This window comes from Alkalihalobacillus trypoxylicola (genome assembly GCF_001590785.1).
Taxonomy (GTDB): Bacteria; Bacillota; Bacilli; order Bacillales; family Bacillaceae_D; genus Alkalihalobacillus; species Alkalihalobacillus trypoxylicola.
In genome coordinates, this window is sequence record NZ_LTAO01000010.1 from 49,093 (window position 1) to 69,027 (window position 19,935).

At 35.9% G+C, this 19,935-nt stretch carries 13 protein-coding genes and 1 pseudogene; 10 read left to right on the forward strand and 4 right to left on the reverse strand.

Annotated elements, in window-relative coordinates:
• Positions 1 to 950: pseudogene (locus AZF04_RS06725) on the forward strand (collagen-like protein); the annotation flags it as partial.
• Positions 951 to 1,028: 78 nt separating this feature from the next.
• Here AZF04_RS06725 and AZF04_RS06730 read toward each other — a convergent pair.
• Positions 1,029 to 2,465 (reverse strand): multicopper oxidase family protein, encoded by a 1,437-nt coding sequence (locus AZF04_RS06730; protein ID WP_061948080.1) that lies wholly within the window; start codon positions 2,463 to 2,465, stop codon positions 1,029 to 1,031.
• A 237-nt stretch (positions 2,466 to 2,702) separates the two neighbouring features.
• Between AZF04_RS06730 and AZF04_RS06735 the strand changes: the two genes are divergently transcribed.
• The 6 genes from AZF04_RS06735 to AZF04_RS06760 all read left to right on the forward strand — a co-directional run bounded on the left by AZF04_RS06735 (position 2,703) and on the right by AZF04_RS06760 (position 8,545).
• On the forward strand, positions 2,703 to 3,968 hold the full coding sequence (locus tag AZF04_RS06735; protein ID WP_061948081.1) for an MFS transporter: 1,266 nt from the start codon (positions 2,703 to 2,705) through the stop codon (positions 3,966 to 3,968).
• 96 nt (positions 3,969 to 4,064) lie between these two features.
• A complete protein-coding gene (locus AZF04_RS06740; RefSeq protein ID WP_061948082.1) occupies positions 4,065 to 4,763 on the forward strand; it encodes a metallophosphoesterase family protein in 699 nt (232 codons plus the stop codon).
• A 204-nt stretch (positions 4,764 to 4,967) separates the two neighbouring features.
• Positions 4,968 to 5,447 carry a GNAT family N-acetyltransferase gene (locus AZF04_RS06745; protein ID WP_061948083.1) on the forward strand — a complete coding sequence of 160 codons (480 nt, stop codon included), beginning with the start codon at positions 4,968 to 4,970 and terminating at the stop codon, positions 5,445 to 5,447.
• Between the two features lie 111 nt (positions 5,448 to 5,558).
• A complete protein-coding gene (locus AZF04_RS06750) occupies positions 5,559 to 6,065 on the forward strand; it encodes a GNAT family N-acetyltransferase (protein WP_061948084.1) in 507 nt (168 codons plus the stop codon).
• Positions 6,066 to 6,354: 289 nt separating this feature from the next.
• Positions 6,355 to 7,272 carry an AEC family transporter gene (locus tag AZF04_RS06755; RefSeq protein WP_061948085.1) on the forward strand — a complete coding sequence of 306 codons (918 nt, stop codon included), beginning with the start codon at positions 6,355 to 6,357 and terminating at the stop codon, positions 7,270 to 7,272.
• 79 nt (positions 7,273 to 7,351) lie between these two features.
• Positions 7,352 to 8,545, forward strand: coding sequence for an ornithine--oxo-acid transaminase (locus tag AZF04_RS06760; protein ID WP_061948086.1), 1,194 nt, complete (start codon positions 7,352 to 7,354; stop codon positions 8,543 to 8,545).
• Positions 8,546 to 8,716: 171 nt separating this feature from the next.
• On the opposite strand, the gene helD is transcribed toward AZF04_RS06760, so the two are convergent.
• The 3 genes from helD to AZF04_RS06775 all read right to left on the reverse strand — a co-directional run bounded on the left by helD (position 8,717) and on the right by AZF04_RS06775 (position 15,127).
• Positions 8,717 to 11,062: an RNA polymerase recycling motor HelD gene (gene helD / locus AZF04_RS06765; RefSeq protein WP_061948087.1), complete on the reverse strand. Its 2,346-nt coding sequence runs from the start codon at positions 11,060 to 11,062 to the stop codon at positions 8,717 to 8,719.
• Positions 11,063 to 11,311: 249 nt separating this feature from the next.
• A complete protein-coding gene (pruA, locus tag AZF04_RS06770) occupies positions 11,312 to 12,862 on the reverse strand; it encodes an L-glutamate gamma-semialdehyde dehydrogenase (RefSeq protein WP_061948088.1) in 1,551 nt (516 codons plus the stop codon).
• A 699-nt stretch (positions 12,863 to 13,561) separates the two neighbouring features.
• Positions 13,562 to 15,127 (reverse strand): sigma-54 interaction domain-containing protein, encoded by a 1,566-nt coding sequence (locus tag AZF04_RS06775; RefSeq protein ID WP_061948089.1) that lies wholly within the window; start codon positions 15,125 to 15,127, stop codon positions 13,562 to 13,564.
• A gap of 411 nt (positions 15,128 to 15,538) precedes the next feature.
• Here AZF04_RS06775 and AZF04_RS06780 point away from each other — a divergent pair, with 411 nt between their 5' ends.
• The 3 genes from AZF04_RS06780 to AZF04_RS06790 all read left to right on the forward strand — a co-directional run bounded on the left by AZF04_RS06780 (position 15,539) and on the right by AZF04_RS06790 (position 19,153).
• A complete protein-coding gene (locus AZF04_RS06780; RefSeq protein ID WP_061948093.1) occupies positions 15,539 to 16,456 on the forward strand; it encodes a proline dehydrogenase family protein in 918 nt (305 codons plus the stop codon).
• 27 nt (positions 16,457 to 16,483) lie between these two features.
• Complete coding sequence (gene rpoN, locus AZF04_RS06785; protein WP_061948090.1) at positions 16,484 to 17,812, forward strand: RNA polymerase factor sigma-54; 1,329 nt, start codon at positions 16,484 to 16,486, stop codon at positions 17,810 to 17,812.
• A 768-nt stretch (positions 17,813 to 18,580) separates the two neighbouring features.
• Complete coding sequence (locus tag AZF04_RS06790) at positions 18,581 to 19,153, forward strand: hypothetical protein (RefSeq protein WP_061948091.1); 573 nt, start codon at positions 18,581 to 18,583, stop codon at positions 19,151 to 19,153.
• Positions 19,154 to 19,935 lie beyond the last annotated feature (782 nt).

Sequence of the window (19,935 nt, forward strand, 5' to 3'; positions counted from 1 at the left end):
GAATACAAGGAATCCGAGGAGTAACGGGAGTACAAGGGATCCAGGGAATCCGAGGAGTAACGGGAGCGCAAGGAATTCAAGGAATCCGAGGAGTAACGGGAGCGCAAGGAATCCAGGGAATCCGCGGGGTAACCGGAGCACAAGGGATCCAAGGAATCCGAGGAGTAACAGGAGCACAAGGAATACAAGGAATCCGAGGAGTAACGGGAGTACAAGGGATCCAGGGAATCCGAGGAGTGACGGGAGCGCAAGGAATTCAAGGAATCCAGGGAATCCGAGGAGTAACCGGAGCGCAAGGGATCCAAGGAATCCGAGGAGTAACAGGAGCGCAGGGAATACAAGGAATCCGAGGAGTAACGGGAGTACAAGGGATCCAGGGAATCCGAGGAGTAACGGGAGCGCAAGGAATTCAAGGAATCATTCAAGGAATCCGAGGAGTAACGGGAGCGCAAGGGATCCAAGGAATTCAAGGAATCCAGGGGATCCGAGGAATAACGGGAGCTACAGGAGCCGTGCTTCAACCGTTTTTTAATAGTAATATTGCAGCTCAAACAGTAGCGGCAAATGGAGTGGTTACTGGATTAACTCCAAGGCAGTTTTCAGGTATAACTTATAATGAAGCAAATAGTTCGTTTACCATTGTCACACCTGGTCTTTATTATATTGATGTGACTTTAAATACAGCTGCCGCAACAGCAGCATTTGCTGTATTTGCTCTATCCATTAATTCTACTACGAGTGTTGTTGCTCCAGCAGCTAGCTCTATTACAGGTGGTCAACTTTCTGTAATTAGAGTTGGACTCTATGCAGCGGGTGATGTTATTACAATAAATAACCGTTCAAATTTTGCTGTCGTTCTAGCGGCTGCGCCTACTCAGGCTAGTAGTGCCGGTCATGTTAGTATTTTTAGGTTTGGATCTGGTGCGATAGGTCCAATTATTTCAGGATAACGTATAAGAAAAACGAACCCACTTCTAATTAAATGGGTTCGTTCGTTTTTTAAAAAATTGTCTCTAATCCTTTACTGTTCAATAATGCGTTCGCCAAACGAATAATTTAGAGTGTGGGGAGAAATGGGCAATAATTCTAGTTACGGTTGCTTCAGGAATGGATAGAGTATCTTTTAAACCTCTATAGTTTTCATTAGGTAAAAGGGTGGATGCTGTGAAATTCATTTCTCCCGTTTCTTTGTAGTGAATTAAATCAAATGGCTGGTAAGTTAATACTTGAAATTGAACGAAGTGAGCATGAATCAAGTGAGTAATATTCGTTGTATTTATAAATGACCAAATTTCAGTCCTTTTTGTTTGTGGAGTTTTATGAACAGGATTATGGGATATTCGATTGTTTGATAATAAAATGGGTCTACTGTCCTGATGAGTCGATTCATTAAATTTTAGATGTCGTATAGATTGTATGTTAGTATTCCTAAGTGATGGAATTTCAGATAGATAAAAGGGGATTCTACTAGAGTCTTCACCATTTATAGGTATTACAACTTTAAATTGCATAATATCCGTTATAGGCTCTGTAGGAGTTTTGTTTGATTTTAAATGATTTTTTAGAGTGATCATTAAACCTTCGAAATTCGTGAAATCAATAATGACTTCAATTCTTTCTCCGGGATTTATTTGAAGCTCTTTTAACGGAGTTGTGTGTTTCAATAAACCACCATCAGATGCGATTTGATAGATTGTTTGGTTTGTATCTAAATATAATGTATAGGCTCTGTGGGTAGAACCGTTTAAAATTCTAAAACGATATTTTCTAGGCTCAACCTCTAAGTAAGGCCACACTTTTCCGTTTACCAAAATAGTATCACCTTCAAAAGGAGCCACTGAAGAGTTAGAATGATCTGGAAAAAATAAAGAACCATCATCATTAAAGGTGCGATCCTGTATAAGTAATGGAATATCATAAGGTCCAGCTGGAAGTTGTAAAGATTGTTCTCTTGAATCTTCAATAATATATAAGCCAGATAAGCCTGCATAAACATTGTAACGATTCATTTCCATGTCATAGTCGTGGTACCACAGGGTTGCCCCTTTTTGTTCATTTTGGTATTCATGAACCTTTCTTTCTAAAAAAGGTTTTAACGATTGTGTTTGTTTTTTATGCGAAGCTACTATATTTTTACTATGTGCACTCATGCCGTGCAAATGGACGACTGTTCGTACCTCTGGTTCACTCTCTATAGGATGCTTCGGTTGATTAGTTGGTAAAAAGTGTGTTCTAGGTAAATGATTGATCCAATGAACTCGAACTCTTTCATTTCTTTGTACATAAAAAGTTGGACCAGGATATTGACCGTTATACCCCCATAAACGAGTTGGAGGCAAATCACGGTGGAGCTTTTTTGTAAACTCCTGCATTTGAACTTCATAATACGTATAATCTTTATTGCTTGTAATAGGAATCGTTCTATTCATAATAGGGAGCTCATCAACAAACTTTTCTAAATCCATTTCCTTGTCACCCCTGTTTAGATATTGATCATTTTATAAATCATATTGGAATATGAAGTGTGGTAATGTCTTTTATTGCTCAATGTTTATTCAAAAAACGGACTAATCATTCCAAAAGTGAGTAGGTGGTGCTAGTATAAGAAGGTCATTAAAAGTTCTCTTTATATGAATGGTTCTAGCATGTTAGGTTAGTAGAAATCCAGATAAAATGATAAAGTTGAATGATTTGAATAGGGGATGGAAAAATTGCAGGCAAAGGTCAAAGAATGGAAATCACCGATTACTCCTCAGGAAAAAACAAAGCTTTATAAGCGGACTCTGTGGATTATTATATTATCACAAATTTTTGGAGGAGCTGGTTTAGCGGCTGGAATCACAGTAGGAGCATTGCTCGCACAAGAAATGCTAGGAGCTCAAACGTATGCTGGCCTGCCGACGGCTCTATTCACTTTAGGTTCAGCCTTGACGGCTTTTGTTATTGGAAAGTTAACTCAGCAATTTGGGCGAAGATTAGGGCTTTCTATAGGTTTTTTTGCTGGTGGGTTAGGTGCAATAGGAGTAGTAGTTGCTGCTTTATTTTCTCAAATATGGTTGCTTTTTCTTGCTTTATTTATATATGGAGCAGGTACGGCAACTAATTTGCAGGCGCGCTATGCTGGTACAGACTTAGCTAACCCTAAACAACGAGCAACAGCTGTAAGTATGGCTATGGTTTTTACGACTTTTGGAGCAGTTGCTGGACCCAATCTTGTAACAGTGATGGGAAATTTGGCAGAGAAAATGAATATCCCTGCATTAGCAGGACCATTCATATTAGCAGCTGTAGCATTTATCCTCGCTGGTACTGTAATTCTAGTATTGCTTAGACCTGACCCATTTATTGTGGCTCAACAATTAACAATAGTAGAAAAGAAAAAAGAAGGTCAACAAATAATCTTAATGAAAGAGGCTTTTGATAAAAAAGGGGTTGTAGCAGGTGCGGCTATTATGGTTTCTACACAAATAGTTATGGTAGCTGTTATGACCATGACACCGATTCATATGGGGTATCATGGGCATGACTTAAGTGAGATTGGTATAGTGATTGCTGCTCATGTTGCAGCTATGTATTTACCTTCGCTTATAACTGGCGTATTAGTTGATAGGCTAGGACGAAAATTTATGTCAATTACAGCTGGTATAACATTAATTGCAGCAGGTTTTTTTGCTGCATTTGGACCTGGAGATTCCTTAATAAGTATAATGATCGCTCTTATTTTATTAGGTTTAGGCTGGAATTTCGGTTTGATAAGTGGAACGGCATTAATAGTAGATTCTACAACTACTGAAACTCGTGCAAAAACACAGGGATCTGTAGATGTTTTAATCGCATTAGCGGGTGCATCAGGTGGTGCACTATCTGGAATGGTTGTTGCTCACTCAAGCTATGCAACATTATCAATTGGAGGGGGAATACTGGCACTTTTGCTTATTCCTTTCGTTGTGTGGATATTAAAGAAATAAATTAATTTGTATTTAAAGTTAGTATATTCATTCTGCAACTGAAGGAAAAGCTATACATTTATTGAAGTTAATATAATAAAGAAAATAGGAGGTGCGATGATGAAGATTGCTGCCATTTACGATATTCATGGAAATGCTCATGCTTTAGAAGCAGTTCTTAAAGAAATTGAAAAGGAACAGGTTGATAAAGTGATTGTAGGTGGTGATTTAGCTTGGGGTCCTCAACCTAAAAGAGTGATAGAGCAACTTTATAAGAAAAGAAATGATTTTATCTTTATTATGGGTAATAGTGATAGAGAGATATTTGAACAGTATAAAAAGCCACAAAAAGTTAATAACGATATGGTATCTGAAATAAATCAATGGTGTATAGAAGAACTAACAAAAAATCAGCTAGAGTGGCTAGGTTCCTTTAAATTTGCTCATTCTGAAGGTGACATTCTTTTTGTTCATGGTTCTCCTAGACATGACATAGAGTCCATTAGAATAGATACTCCAGAAAATGAAGTGTACGAAATGGTAAAAAATGCGCATGAGTCCGTTATCGTTTGTGGCCATACGCATATTCAATTTCAAAGACAAATATTTTCAAAGGTAGTAATTAATGCAGGGAGTGTAGGTCTACAGAGTAGAGCAAAGGGGGCTTGCTGGTTATTAATGGATTCTAATCATTATAGCTTACGAGTTACAAAATATGATTTTGCAGGTGCAGCAGCAGATATAATACTAGATGGAGCTCCTTTTAAAGAGGAATTTGCAAACCATGTTAAAAATCCTCCTTATGAGGGGCCGTAAAGTATTAACTTTTTTCTTAAAAACCAATGGCGCTCACATAAAATACTAATCTATGAGTAAATGACCTTTTAAATAATTTAGAGGTCATTTTTTTATTTTTTTATAAAAAGAAGATTGCATCGTAATAGTATTAAAGAAAACTTAAATCTAATTTTACAAACAAGTGTTCTTACATTATAATAACTATAGAAGGGCGGTAATAGTATGAAAATGACTAAAGAAATTCAATTATCTTTTTACCAAAAAGAACATCTAGAAGTGTTAAAAAAGTTTCAATTACCAGAAGAGCAGGTGAAGTTTACCGCATTACCTGAGGAAATGTTGAATGTTTCTGTAGGTCAATATAGAATTGTTATACTCTCAAAGGGAATGCCAGTAGGCTTTTTCTTATTGCATAGCACTCAAAGAGTAAAAGAATATACGACCACTTATCATGCCATGTTACTTACTGCATTATCAGTAGATCATAAACATCAAGGGCAAGGTTATGCAAAAAAGGCAATGGCTGAATTAAGAGAGTTTGTGGCTGAAAACTTTGAAGCCTGTGAAAAGATTGTTTTAGCTGTTAATCATAAAAATATCCCTGCTCAAAACCTATATAAAAACGTAGGATTTATAGATACAGGGAGAAGAAAACTAGGAAAAATAGGGGAACAACTAATAATGGAGCTAAAGATTCGTTAGGTTTGGTTAGCGGTGTTTCTCATGAATGGTTTTGTGACGAAATGCGTCCAAATTTTGGTTTTCTTATCAATTCTCTTCAATGAACGATTTAAAATCTGTAGGCGGTGCAATATGATAGAGATTATTAAAGCGAATGAAGACCATGTTAAAGGTATTATTAAGGTGTGTACTGATGGATATAGAACTACATACAAAGGTTTATATACAAAGCAATACGTAGAAAAGGTTATCAAGCAATTTTATAATGAAGGCGCTGTACTAAAGGAAGTCAAGGATTCAAATCGACATTGGGGTGGATACTTTGTAGCTGTAGAAAACGGAAGTGTTATAGGGGCTGGTGCAGGCGGGATTCTAGATGATGGTAGTGGTGAAGTGTTCGTTCTATATCTCCAATTAGATAGGAGAAATGAAGGGATTGGCTCTCAATTACTTCAAGCGATTACGGTACAACAAAAATCATTTGGCGCCAATAAGCAATACGTCTCCGTTCAAAAAGGAAATCATAAAGGTATTCCATTTTACGAAAGCAAAGGATTTGTCTATCTAAATGAGCAAAATAGCTATGGTAATTCTGAAGGAGAAACGTACCTATCGTTAAGGTATTGTAGGGATATATAGGCTAAACTTGCAAATATAAAGAGTTTAGAGAATACATAAGAAGAAAAAATGTGCTTTGAAAAGATGCTAATTTGTTGAATTCGGTTACTTACATTGTTAAGGAACCGTTTTTTCTTGCTTTAAATCCCTTTTCTTTTAGTTTTATCATTGTGATTTTTCCCTTTATAATACTACTTTGCTCACATATATAAGATTTTGTTATCAACTTTTATTACAAATTTGAATTATTCAACCTTCACTTTTTTCAGTAGAATAGGAAGTACAATTTGTTTAAAGTGAGGGGTAAATGATGATCAGTTATATATTTCTAGAAGTGATTTTACCGATTTTGATTTTAATGTTATTAGGATTGGTTATACAAAAAAAATATCAATTTCAACTAAAACAAATTTCGAAATGGCTAGTATATGGTTTTATGCCCGCTGCTGTGTTCCTAAATATATACGAAGTACAAATAGATATTTCATTATTGTCACAGCTATTCTTATACTTAATTTTGTTTACATTTGTGATGATTGGTATTACTTATATATTAGGAAGGCTATTCCATATAAAGCCAAAGGAATCAGCAGCCCTTAAAAATAGCATCTCGCTTATGAATTCAGGAAATTATGGTCTACCCGTTAGTCAGATTATCTTTAGTTCTAATCCTATTGGAGTATCTGTTCAAATTTTTGTTCTCATTTTTCAAAACATTCTTACCTATACATATGGAATATATAATTTATTATCAGCCTCTAAAACTTTTATAGAAATTATAAGAGCTTTTCTAAAGTTGCCACTCATATATGCTTTGTTACTCGGTTTATTTTTTCAAACATTAAACCTTACGATGCCAACCTTTCTTCTTGTACCGATTGAATATTTAGCGAATAGTTTTGTTGCAGTCGCACTGCTTTTGCTTGGCGCTCAACTTGCCTCTATAAAATTACAATATTTCCATCGTGTTATAACGCTTGCTTTAGTTGGGAGGCTATTAGTAGGTCCTGTTGTTGCTCTGATTATTATTTATTTTTTACAGATTGATGGAGTCTTAGCACAATCACTTCTTATTGCGAGTTCGTTTCCAACCTCCAGAAATACAGCAACATTAGCGTTAGAGTACGACGTTGAACCTGATTTGCAGGCTCAAATTGTTTTATATTCAACTTTGCTAAGTTGCCTGACCGTTACAGTCGTCATTTATCTTGCGATGCAGCTATTTTAAAGGGACATTATTAGGAAAAAATGTTAAACAAACGAATATACTAAGGTTGAAGATGATCTAAGAATAAGGAGGTTATCCGATGTCAACACTTGAGATTCTTCAACAAACGGAGAAATATGGTGCTCGAAATTATCATCCGCTTTCCGTTGTCATATCAGAAGCAAAGGGTGTCTGGGTAAAGGACCCAGAAGGAAATCAGTATCTGGATATGCTCAGTGCTTATTCTGCAGTTAATCAAGGTCATTGTCACCCGAAGATTATTGCTGCTTTGAAAGCGCAGGCTGAAAAGGTGACGTTAACTTCGAGAGCCTTTCATAATGACCAGCTGGGCCCCTTTTATGAAAAAGTGGCACACTTAACCAAAAAAGAAATGGTTCTCCCTATGAATACAGGGGCGGAGGCTGTGGAGACAGCCGTAAAGGCAGCGAGAAGATGGGCTTATGATCAAAAAGGAATTGCTTTAGACAAAGCGGAAATCATCGTCTGTGAAGAAAATTTCCATGGGAGAACAATGACGGCTGTTTCATTATCCTCTAATGAAGAATATAAGCGTGGCTTCGGTCCTATGCTACCCGGAATTAATACGATTCCTTTTGGTGATTTTCAGGCATTGAAAAAAGCTATAACCAAACATACTGCTGCCTTTTTATTAGAGCCTATTCAGGGTGAAGCAGGTATTATCTTTCCACCTAAAGGCTTTCTGAAGCAAGCGTATCAATTGTGTCAAGAAAATAATGTTCTTTTTATAGCAGATGAAATACAAGTAGGTTTAGGAAGGACGGGTAAGCTGTTTGCTTGTGATTGGGAAGGGGTCATTCCTGACATGTATATCCTTGGAAAAGCATTAGGCGGGGGCGTGCTTCCGATTTCTGTTGTAGCGGCGAGTAATGATATATTAGGTGTGTTTGAGCCTGGTTCACACGGATCAACATTTGGTGGTAATCCATTAGCATGTGCAGTCGCTCTCGCTGCTTTAGAGGTAATAGCGGAGGAGGAGCTTATTACTAAATCGCTTGAGCTAGGGCAATATTTAAAAGACGAACTAATGAAATTGAATAGTCCTTTTATTCGAGAGGTTCGTGGGAAGGGATTATTTATTGGCGTAGAATTATCGGTACCAGCAAGACCATATTGTGAGCAGTTGAAGAAATTAGGTTTATTATGCAAAGAAACTCATGAAAATGTCATTCGTTTGGCACCGCCCCTAGTCATTACAAAGGATGAAATCAATTGGGCTTTAGAAAGATTACAGCAGGTTCTTGTTCCACAGTAAAGCTATTTTCCAAAAAACTTAATTTACATCGTTCATAGTATCAAAACAAAGTGGTAGGAAGCTTTTCACTTTCCTAGTCAATTCTTAGAAATCAAAATCGAACAGAGCCTTCCTTCTTAATCATAAGAAGAAAGGCTCCTGTTTGTTGTTGGGTTTTAATTTTTGGCTGTTTTAAGATTGATTACTCAGTTGTATTACTTTTTCCTCTAGAGGTTTATTTAAAAGAAAGCTTGGTTTGCCTTTGCTAAAGAGGTGGATTTGATGCATGGCTCTCGTACAAACCGTATAAAAAAGTCTTCTCAGGCTTTCTTCTCCGTAGACTTCATTAGAAGCATCAAAAACAATAACGGCGTCAAACTCGATACCTTTTGATAAGTAGGAGGGAACAACCACAATTCCTTGTTCATATTCTAGAGAGGAGCTTTTTAAGAGCTTGATGTCTTGAATATGAGAAAGTGCTTGGAAGGCTTTCATGCTTTCCTCTGCTGATTTGCATATAATGGCAATACTCTGATACCCTTGATCCTGCCACTGCAATACTTTAGTTGTAATGGCTTCTAGTTGTTCATCAAAGCTTTGAACTAGAGACAATGCTGGCTGATCTCCGTCTCGATTAAAGGGAATAATATCCTTTCCATTTTCCACAAGTCTTCTTGTAAACTCTATAATCGGTTTGGTGGAACGATAGCTTCTCGTTAATTCAATTAATGCTGTCTGCTCAGGTCCATAAAGATTTGAAAGTGTATTGAAATCGCTAGACACTCGAGCATGAGTAAAAATAGCTTGATTAAAATCACCTAATACGGTCATTCTTGCCGCAGGAAATAAACGTTTTAAGAATTCGAATTGAAAGGGAGAGTAATCCTGCGCTTCATCAATGACAATGTGTTTGATAGAACGATTCGTTTGAAATCCTAGAATCATTTCTTTCAATAATAGAAAGGGAGTCGCATCTTCGTAATTTAGTTTATGAGCATTGATCTGGTCTATAGTTGACTGACAGATCTGATCCCATAGAAGAGGCTTCTTTGAAATCCATTGTTCTATTTTGTTCGAAGTAGAAAATATCTGTGTATAAATGCCTTTAAAATCAATAAATTCGAATAAATGAATTTGGTTTCTTAATGGCTTTAGTCTTTGATGAACAATCAGATAAGCTAGTGCGGTGGGTTCTACTTCATAATCAGCAATTTCTTCTTTTTGATAGCCACGTTTTTTAGCTAATAAGATTCTTGCCTTATGATAGTCTTCTTCACTAAGTAGCTCCATTTCTTCTTGGACCCAAGCTTGATGACGTTCTCGCTTTTGGAAGGCTTTAATTTCTTTTGTAAGCCAATTTTGTAGCTTTTCAAGTTTATGAGAGAAGCTTGTTGATTCATCATAGCTATAGAACTCCTCGGAAAGCTGTTGCCCATTTATAATAGTTTGGTTTCTAAAGGTGATGTCTAGGAAAAGCATCCCAGAATATTCAAGAGATTTACGATAAGCTTGTATTGTTTGAAAGAAATCAGTTGATGCCTTGAATTGGATGCTCTCCTTTCTAGTTTGTAGCAAAGGTGTTTTTGATGAAGTAAGAATATATTCAAGTTGCTCATAAGGATGTTCTATATCAAATTCTTCACCTAATCGATGATATAAATATTCCTGGAAGGTTACTTGCTGCATATTTTCTTCACCAAGTTCAGGTAAAACATTAGAAACATAACTACTAAACATTGAATTTGGTGAAAATAAAATAATTTGTTCGGCTGTTATATGTTCACGATATTTATAAAGTAAATAAGCGATTCGTTGCAAAGCAGCAGAAGTTTTCCCGCTGCCCGCTGCTCCGTGGACAATCAGAAGTCGACCTTGGTCATGACGAATAATCATATTTTGCTCGTGCTGAATAGTAGCAACAATACTTTGCATTTGTTTATTCGTGCCTTTTCCTAAAACTTGCTGAAGGATTTCATCCCCAATTGTCAGACTTGTATCAAACATAGCATCGACGTTACCGTCACGGATTATATATTGATATTTTTTTTCAAGATGACCATGAATAACCCCACTAGGTGTTACATAGTGAGCAGTTCCTGGTGGATAATCGTAATAAACACTTGAAATAGGAGCTCGCCAATCATAAATTAAAAAATCTTCTCCATCTTTATCCGAAAGGGAAGAAATCCCGATATAAATACGTTCATAATCACCAGTTCCATCTTCCTTAAAGTCTATACGACCAAAGTAAGGGACCTTCTCCATTCTTTTCAGAGTTGATAAACGGTTGGAAGCGTGACGATGTGAACTTTGACTAACGGATAAAGCTTGAGCTTCCTGACGTAAACCAATAATCGTTTCCAGATAGTCATCAAAGGTATCTGTATTGATTTTAACCTCGTCCCAAAAGTGTTTCCGAGTAGTAATAACTTCGTTTTTCCTTTTGGTCGTTTCATCATGTAACTTGTCGATTTCAGCTGTTATAGTCTTCAATACGGCATCTAAGTGTTTCTGTTCATGTTGAAGGTTTATGGTCATAGTCAGCACTCCTTAAAAAAATTTGCCCACACAGGTTGACAGCAGCACAACAAACGAGCTATAATTAAAATAGGCATTAATTGCGCGTTTATTTATATTTGTGCATATCTCTATAAATTTATCATATTATATAAGCATAATCAATATGTATTGTGCTTTTTTATTGTTTTTTAATATCTTTTGCAGGACGTATTTTAGAAGGCTGTTATCAAAAAAATTCTCCTAATCATATGATTAGGAGAATTTTTTTTAATGTGCATCAGATACAGTTTTTGGTTGCATAAATAACGTTAAATAATCAGGGCCGCCAGCTTTAGAGTCCGTTCCAGACATATTAAACCCACCAAATGGTTGGTAACCAACAATAGCTCCGGTACAAGTACGGTTAAAGTATAGATTTCCTACATGGAATTCATGACGAGCTCTCTCTAAATGAGTACGATTATTGGAGATAACTGCTCCTGTTAATCCGTATTCTGTGTTGTTAGCAATTTCTAATAATTGGTCAAAATCCTTTGCTTTTGAAAAAGCGACAACAGGACCAAAAATTTCTTCTTGCATAAGGCGAGCATTTGGTGCAACATCAGCAAATACAGTTGGGCGTAAAAAGTATCCTTCACCATTATCAGCCGTACCACCAGTCATTAAACGACCTTCCGATGCGCCTATTTCAAAGTATTGTTTTACTTTATCAAAGGCAGCTTGGTCGTTCACAGGTCCCATATAGTTGTCTTTTTCAACCGGATTTCCGACCGTTAATTTTTCTGTTTCTGCTACTACTTTTTCTAATACTTCATCATAGACATCCTCATGAATGACTGCTCTTGAGCAGGCAGAGCACTTTTGACCAGAAAATCCAAAGGCAGATTGAACGATAGATGAGACAGCTGTGTCAATGTCACAGTCATTATCAACGATAATCGTATCCTTACCACCCATTTCGATAGCTACACGCTTGAACCACTTTTGGCCAGGGTGAACTTTAGCTGCACGCTCATAAATTCTGACACCAACTTCTTTAGAGCCTGTGAAATTAACAAAAGCAGTTTGAGGATGATCAACTAAGTAGTCCCCAATTTCCGAACCACTTCCAGGAATGAAGTTAACCACGCCTGCTGGTAATCCTGCCTCTTCTAAGACCTCCATAAATTTATAAGCGATGACAGGTGTAGTACTAGCTGGCTTTAGTAAAACGGTATTTCCTGCAACAACAGGAGCAATAGTGGTTCCTGCCATAATCGCAAAAGCAAAATTCCATGGAGAAATGGTAATACCAACCCCTAATGGAATATAGTTATAAGTATTATGCTCGATGTATGAGCGGCTATTGATTTTTACTCCGTCTTTTAATTCAAGCATTTGGCGACCATAATATTCTAAGAAGTCAATGCCTTCTGCAGTGTCAGCATCTGCTTCTTTCCAAGGTTTTCCTGCCTCGTAAACGAGGTAGGCAGAAAATTCATGCTTTCTTTTACGAATGATTCCTGCTGCTCTGAATAAAATAGCGGCTCTTTCCTCGGCTTTCCAAGTCTTCCATGATTTAAATGCCTCTTGAGCAGCTGTATGAGCTTGCTCAGCGTGGTCTCGTGAAGCTTTAGATACATAACCTACAATTTCTTTATGATTAGCAGGATTTTCGGATACCGTTTTATCCTCAGTGAAAATCTTTTTACCGCCAATTACGATAGGATATTCCTTACCTAATTCTTTTTTAACTAATTCAAGAGCTTTTTTAAAGGCAAGCTCATTCGCCTCCAATGAAAAATCTGTAAATGGTTCGTGCTTATATTCCCATGTCATTTACTATCAACCCTTTCTTAAAAAATAAATTGGATTCTATAGATATAACATGCAAGATCTGTGCCAACTTAAAAAACTATAGAAAATTTATATGCTGGTAACTGTAATTCATGTGTTTTTATAAGAAGTATGTAAAAAATAAAATGGTTAATAAATGAATCAATTTCATTATGCATATTTTATAATGAAAACGGAAAGATTAGGTGTTTGATTTTCACTATAGGTAGATGCTTTCCCAAGGGCTTGTCTTCAGCTAACTCTGACGATTCAGAGCGTCGTCAGAGTGGATTTTCAGACTGCGCTCATCCTTTGGGAGTCACTACCTACCGTTACAATCAAGAAGTGAATTCGCAAGCATTCAAGACATCTTTATAATGAAAACCGAACGATTAGGTGTTTGATTTTCACTTTAGGTAGATGCTTTCCCAAGGGCTTGTCTTCAGCTAACTCTGACTATTCAGAGCGTCGTCAGAGTGGATCTTCAGACTGCGCTCATCCTTTGGGAGTCACTACCTGCGGTTACAATCAACAAGTGAATTTTCAAACATCCAAAATAATGAATGTTCTGTTTGATTCACTTATAGAGCAATGATGAAATTCGCTCAAATGTAAAAGGACTCATAAAAAGAAAGAAGAGTGGATCGTGTACTACATTTGTTGACAACATAGACAAAACTGTCTAAGTATTAGACAGTTTTGCTAAAGGTTGTATTTTTTTAATTTATTATATAAATTAGCCCGAGAAATTCCGAGAAGTTTAGCGGCTGCTGTTCGGTTTCCGTACGTTTTATTTAAAGCATTTAAGATACTCTGTTTTTCCGTTTCTGTGTTGTTTTGGGGTATTACTGTCTCATGAGTCGAGACCGGGGGATGGTTCAGCTGATTTAAGAAAGCATCTGGCAAATGCTTTACGGTAATGCTTTCTAGTCCCCTTGTTAATATGACCAATCGTTCGATGATATTCTGTAATTGTCTAATATTCCCTTGCCATGGGTGCTGGAGAAAGGTATATAGAACTTCAGCTTCCATTTCAGGAACCTTAGAGCCGTATTTTATGCTAAATTCTTTTAAGAAGAATTGTACAAGTGTTGGAATATCCTCGCGTCGGTGACGTAACGGAGGGACATGTATCGAAATCACATTTAATCGATAAAATAAATCTTCGCGAAACGTTCCTTTTTCAATCATTTCCTCTAGGTTTTGGTTCGTGGCTGCAATGATTCGAACATCGAAATCAATAGATGCTGTTCCTCCGACTCGGTCATATTTTTTTTCTTGAAGGACTCTCAATAATTTAACTTGTAAGTCTAAAGGCATTTCTCCGATTTCATCTAAGAATAAAGTTCCACCTTTTGCTAAATCGAATTTCCCCTTTTTTCCTCCTTTAAGAGCGCCTGTAAAAGCACCTTGCTCGTAACCAAATAATTCACTCTCAAACAATGAGTTTGGTATTGCTCCACAGTTTAATGCGAGAAACGGCTGTTTGTTTCTTTTGCTTGCGATATGAATGCCTTCTGCAAACAATTCTTTCCCGACACCGCTTTCTCCAGTTATAAAGACAGGAGCATCGGTTTCAGCTACCTTTTCTGCCAGTCCAATTGCATCTTGAAGTGCCTTACTACGACCTTTTATTTTATTAAAACCAATGTTTGATTCAGCTTGTATGGATTGCTCTAAATCATGTAAATAAGCTGTGGTTGAATAAATATGCTGATTTAGTTTGACGATGTCAGATATATTTCTTTCAACAGAAATGCCTCCAATAATTTCATTATCAACTAATACGGTTGAACTATTTATTAGTACATGAACTTGCGGGTGAGGCTGATGATATTGTTGGATAAACTGCTCCTCTTGTTGAATAGTGGAAAGTAACAGAAGAGATTCTTTATTGAAAAAATGAGTAATCGGTTTATCGATGATTTCTTGCTTCGGGATGTTATAAAGCTGTTCAGATTTCTCATTCCAATTTGTGACCGTACCTGTGCGATCGATAATCGTTATAGCATCTTCAACATTTGTAAGAAGAGCTTCTAGGTATGCGCGGTTTTCTTTATAAAGCTCTAACAATTTATCGACTAAACGGCTAATGGGGATCCAGCCGACAGCTGTTCCTTCTTTGTCTTGTAAAAGAATATCTGTAGAAAGGCTAATTTGTTGTATATCAGATAAAGTGCTATGAATAGGCATGGTGTTCATGTGTGATACATGTAAGTCGTCATTAAGCGGCTCCATTAAATTAACTAAAGGAAAGGATGATTTCATTTGGTTACCTCCGATATTTTTTCTGACCGATATTTTCCCTTTTTGCCTGACATCCACAGCCTTCTTGCAGGACGGTTGGTAATGGATAAAAGTATTGGAATTCTCAATAGAAAAATCATTTAAATAGGAATAAGTTGTTCATTAAATGATGAATGTACTCGTAGTATGTAAAAACGCATTCAAACGTATTTTACCATAATAATTTTAAATAGATTGATAGAAAATATCATCCTTCTGTTCATAATGGACACTCAAAGATTTTTAAAGGTAATGATATAAGTCTTAATAAATGGTTTTATGAAAAATATTTTTATGGTTGTATAAGGATTTGCAAAAGTTGGCATCTATTTTGCATAGATAATATATAAAAAGGAATTTATTCTGTGGAGTTTGAATGGAGGAAGAATGATGATGCTCGAAAAAATGTCTAAAAAGTTCTTTTTATCACTATCAAAAAATCGTTTAATAAGTAGTGGTGCTAAGAAATGGGGATTAAAACTGGGGGCCTCACAAGTAGTAGCTGGAGTAACCATAGATGAAGTCATTAATGTTTTAACGGAGCTTAATAAGGAAGGTCTTCATTGTACAGTAGACCATTTAGGGGAGTATGTTCAGGAGCGAGAAGAAGCGATAAATTCTAAGGATATGTGTAAAAAGACGATTGAAGCCATCGCTCAGCATAATATCTCTTCTCATCTTTCAATCAAGTTAACTCAGCTAGGTTTAGATATTGATAGAGATTTTTGTTTAGCTAATATGAAGGAAATAGTTGAAGTAGCTAAAAAGCATCAAATTTTTATCCGATTAGATATGGAGGATTTTGCAAGGTATGAAAAAACCCTTTATATACTAGAGGAATTAAGAAAAGATTATGATAAAATTGGTACAGTTATTCAAGCGTATTTACATCGTGCGAGTGAGGATGTAAAAAGCCTAGCTGGAGTCAATCTTCGATTAGTAAAAGGGGCTTATAAAGAAGCTCCTAATGTAGCTATTCAGGAAAAGAATAAAATCGACGAAAATTATTTTGAACTAATTAAATTGCATCTTTTGAGTGGTAGTTATACGGCAATCGCTTCACATGATCATCAAATTATTGATAAAGTGAAGGAATTTGCTAAAGAAAATAAAATTTCTAATAAACAGTTTGAATTTCAAATGTTATATGGTATGAGACAGGAATTGCAAAAAAAGCTAGCTAAAGAAGGATATACGATGAGAGTATATGTACCATTTGGTCGCGATTGGTATGGGTATTTTATGAGAAGGCTAGCGGAGCGACCACAAAATGTTAAGTGGGCGATGAAAGGGTTATTTTCAAAATCATAAAGTTGTTTTTGGAAGGGGGATGGTTATATGCTTAATTTGGACTTAAGTCAACATCAACGCAATGAATTACATTTAACAGCTCAATTACAGCAAGCTATCTCTTTATTACAGCTTTCAAGTCAAGAGCTTTCAGATTTCCTTGAAAAAAAGGCAGCGGAAAACCCTTTAATAGAGTTAAAGATTGAATCTTCTAATGAGTATAAAGTAAATCGCTTATCTCAAAGCTCCTTACAAGACGAGCGAGTCGTTGATTACTTTGATTATATAGCAGATAAAAAGGAAAGCTTAAAGGAACATTTAAAAAAACAAGCGAGAGTATTACCCTTACCCCAAAAAGAGTGCTCGCAATTAGTTTATTTTATAGAGTACCTTGACAATAATGGGTACTTAAGAGAAACGTTAACTCAACTAAGTGATGACTTAAACATGACTGTGCATGAAGCTGAGCATATACTTATTATGCTGCAAAGCTTGGAGCCAGTAGGTGTAGGAGCAAGGTCGTTAAAGGAATGCTTACTGTTACAGTTGAAAAGACTAAATCCACGCTACGAGTTAGCCGAGTATATAGTAGAAGATGATTTAGAATTACTAGCGCATAGAAGGTGGAGAGAGTTAGCACAAAAGTATCAAATGGATTTAAAAAGTATAGAAAAAGTTCATGACTTTATTCAGAACTATCTTCAGCCTAAACCAGGAGCTAATTTTGATGAAGATGAAACGAAGTATATCATTCCAGATGTGACCATTGAGGTAGATAAACTAACTAAAACGGTTCAGGTCAATATTCATCGAGATCATTTACCGAGGTTAGCTGTAAACGACCACTATGTGGCACTTTTAAAAAATAATGACCTGCAAAATTCTCAATATTTAAAAGAGAAACTGGATGAAATTGTCTGGCTACAACGAAGCTTGAGAAATAGAGAAAGTACATTAAAAAAAGTATGTCATTATATTGTTCAACATCAACAAAGCTTTTTTTTTCAAGCAAGCGCTGGCTTAAAACCAATGATTTTAAAACAAGTTGCAGAGGAACTAAACATCCATGAATCGACAGTCAGTCGTGTTACGACGAATAAGTATGTTCAAACACCGAGAGGTATGATGGAGCTTAAGTCATTTTTTACTCATGCTGTTAATCGTACACAATCTATGGAACAAATATCCTCTTTACAGCTGAAGCAATGGATTAAAAAAATGGTCGAACAAGAGAATAAAAGGAAGCCTATCTCTGATCAAAGGATTGTTCAAGCTCTAAATGAAACGTATGGTGTGACTATTTCTAGAAGAGCGATAGCTAAATATAGGGCAGAGCTTCAGATTCTTCCCTCCTTTAAGAGAAAAAGTTATTCTTAACCACAGTCAAATTAAACTTCTAATCATTTGTGTAGATTCATATTTACATAAAGGTTAGGAGTTTTTTTGTAAGCATGATTTAACTAGCTAATTTGGTAAAGAAATAGATAAAGATAAATGAGTGAATTTCATCATTGCTCTATAAGTGAATGAAAACGAACTTTTATTAAAAAATATATCTTGAATGTTTGCGAATTAACTAATTAGTTGTAACGGTAGGTAGTGACTCCCGAAGTATGAGAACCGTTTGAAGATCCACTCTGAGGACGCTCTGCCTAGTCAGAGTTAGCTGAAAACAAGCCCTTGGGAAATAGCATCTACCTAAAGTGAAAATTAAAACCTAATGGTTTGGTTTTCATTATAAGATATGAATGATGAAATGGATTCAAATATTAAATTTTTATAAAAGTGAAACAAAATGGAAGTTTGTATCGTATTATTATTGAGCATGTTTTTTTAGGTTACCAGTAGTTAATTAGTTGATGGAAAAGGGCTAAAACCATGTTTAAAAATAATACTTTCGTAATATTGTTTAAAAGTTAGTAAAATTCCCAAAAAAAAGATAGAAAATAGAGCACTTGTTAGTTAGAATAGATTTAACAATAATTAGAAAATAATTCAATAAAAAGTCAGTCTTAAGACTGACAAGTAATCACCCCGTGGGATGGCTACATTTTAAGAATCTTTTCTCATAATAAGGAATAGATAGATTGAGAGAGCTCTTTGTAAAATAATAAGCCTTACTATTAAGGAGCAAGGATTGGTAAAATGAGTAAAAGATACATTTATATATTATTATCAGATACAGGAACTTTATTTGCTAAATTAATTCGTTTCTATACAAGAAAACCATTAAATCATGTTTCTATTTCTTTTGATAAAGAACTAAATGAGGTTTATAGTTTTGGAAGGAAACGTCCACACAATCCTTTTCTTGGTGGCTTTGTGAATGAAGATATGAATTCATTCATTTTTCAAAGAGCTAATTGTGAAGTGTATCGCTGTGAGATTAGTGAAGAAGACTATTTAAATATGAAAAGAAAAGTAATGGAAATTGCCTTAGAACAGGAGAAATATAAATATAATATTTTAGGGATGGTAGCTTTGATGCTGCGATTAGACTATGACCGTAAATATGCTTTTTTCTGTTCACAGTTTGTCGCGACAGTATTGAAGGAATGCCAAGTGCCCATTGTTTCTAAATCTCCAAACTTAATGCAGCCTTATCATTTTTCAACCTCTCATTATTTAGAAAAAGTCTATGCTGGAAAAGTTGGTTATTATCCTGAATTAGAAAAGTTAGAACCTTACAGCATTTATTTAAAATCCAATCATTTATAAGTTTACGCACTCATTTTCTTTTTACTTATTCGAAATTTAATCTAATAGAGAAGAACACTTTCTCTTGATTTAGCCTGTCGACAAACTCTCGCAAAAACGAGAGGGACGATAGGTTTATTTATTTTTCAGAGAACAGTTACCGATGCATTTTAATGCACACTATCTAGTGAAAAACAGCGCTTGTTTTCAAGAAAGTTCTATGGGATTGAAGAAGGTTAAAAACACATAGCTAAATAGGAAGGGAAATAGCATTGGAGAGAAGAGGAGGATTAAAAGCGAGCGCTTCATTGGTGGGAAGAGAGCTAAGAATGAGACTGACAGTCAAAAGAAGGGATTTTATTCACCCAAAAAAGGCTCTGGCCTAGTAGAGTGGTCAAAAAGAAAAGCACTATTAAACGAAAAAGCGGCTGGACTAGTGAGAGCGGTCAAAAAAAGAAGCTCTATTGAACGAAAAAGGAGCTGGACTAGTGAGAACGGTCAAAAGGCGAAGCTCTATTCACCCGAATAAAGAAAATTCGACAAAAAACAGACAAAAGGACCTTTTTAGAAGCACCAATATAAAACGGAAAAAGTAAAAATGCAGTATTAAGGTCAAATAGCGAAGCTCTATTCACCCAAAAAAGGCTCTGGCCTAGTAGAGTGGTCAAAAGGAGAAGTCCTATCACACGAAAAAGGAGCCGATGGATTAAGTCCATATAATTGTGTAAAAAGAAAAGGCCATTATCATGTCCGTGTTACAATGAGTTCGACGAAAAACCATCACACACGGAGGATATGATAAT